This window comes from Psychromonas aquatilis (assembly GCF_038155185.1).
GTDB lineage: Bacteria > Pseudomonadota > Gammaproteobacteria > Enterobacterales > Psychromonadaceae > Psychromonas > Psychromonas aquatilis.
This window is the reverse complement of the sequence record NZ_JBAKAZ010000122.1, coordinates 1-1388: the sequence shown is the minus strand read 5'-3', so window position 1 is coordinate 1388 and position 1388 is coordinate 1. Positions and strand designations below refer to the sequence as shown.

The window sequence follows — 1388 nt, the reverse complement described above, 5'->3', positions numbered from 1 at the left end:
GATTAACTATGAAAATTTACAAAGTCAGGTGTCCAGTTATACTTGACCAGAATAATGTTACATAAAAAATAAAAAATTAGTCATGTGGATAGATAGAATTACTCTATATTAACAACTAAAATACGGAATCAATTAAAAAAATACAATGTTAAAAGCAAAAATGAAATAATTATCGTGTGAAGTTGGAATGATAAACAAACGCGGCTACCACTCCCCCACCGTTAAGCTTTCCCAAACAATTAAGTACTTTCAGCAACAGCAAACAGGACGTTGGTTGCATCAGAAAGCGACTCGGTGGCCAATTTCTTTGCCTCCTTTCTTTTCTGGTAGGTAGATTCAATTCATCAGTGCAACACTTTATGATATGTTAAAAAGTGGAGTATTTTATGGCTAACAAACCAAGAAGATATTTTTCAGAACATGAAAAAGATGAAATATGGCGTATGTGGAAATCTGGAGAAGGTTTATCTACGATAGCAAAATCTCTTAATAGCCTATCTCCATCTATTTATGATGTGTTATCTCGAAATGGAGGTGTTAAACAGATTAAAAGACAACGATCTTCATTGCATTTATCTCTAGCTGAAAGAGAAGAAATATCGCGTAGTCTTGCTCAAAATAAATCATTAAGAATGATAGCAAAGAGCATAAATAAAGCTCCTTCAACTGTTAGTCGAGAGATTGCTCGTAATGGTGGCATTGATAATTACCGCGCTTGTAAAGCAGATAAGAAAGCATGGGAATGTGCTAAAAGACCTAAGCAGTGTAAACTAAGTTTAGAGCCCGCTTTAAGGGAATTAGTCGCATTAAAACTTAAGGAATTCAGGTCTCCAGAGCAAATAGCGGGTTGGCTTAAGTTGCAATACCCTAATAATGAGAACTTACACGTGTCGCATGAAACCATCTATAAAAGCTTATATATTCAAACTCGCGGAGTACTGAAAAAAGAGCTATTAAAATATCTTCGTTCCAAACCAAGATTAAGAAGAACAAAAACAAAAGTAAAAAATCAACGAGGTTATATTCAAGATCTCGTTTCAATTAGTGAACGCCCAGCTTCGATAGAAGATAGAGCAATACCTGGTCATTGGGAAGGAGATCTAATTGAGGGAACTCATGCAAGTTATATTGCGACATTAGTTGAACGACAAACACGTTACGTATGCCTTGTAAAAGTCGATAGTAATAGCACATATGATGTTATAGCTCAGTTGATTAGTCATGCCAAAACACTACCGAGTGACTTATATAAATCGCTTACTTGGGATAGAGGAACAGAACTAAGAGCACATAAAAAATTTACTCAAGAAACAGATGTTAATGTTTATTTTTGCGATCGGTGTTTTTCAAGACAGTTGGCACTCATTAGCTAATTTTTATGCGACTTC

The 1388-nt window shown here is 35.1% G+C and carries 1 protein-coding gene; it reads left to right on the top strand.

Going from position 1 to position 1388, the window contains the following annotated elements:
• The first annotated feature begins 386 nt into the window (after nucleotides 1–386).
• Nucleotides 387–1373, top strand: coding sequence for an IS30 family transposase (locus V6256_RS15090; RefSeq protein WP_341599093.1), 987 nt, complete (start codon nucleotides 387–389; stop codon nucleotides 1371–1373).
• Nucleotides 1374–1388: the final 15 nt, after the last annotated feature.

What these genes read in the sequence shown, in the direction of transcription:
- V6256_RS15090 (WP_341599093.1), top strand. Translation starts at nt 387, where the DNA reads ATGGCTAACAAACCAAGAAGATATTTTTCAGAACATGAAAAAGATGAA.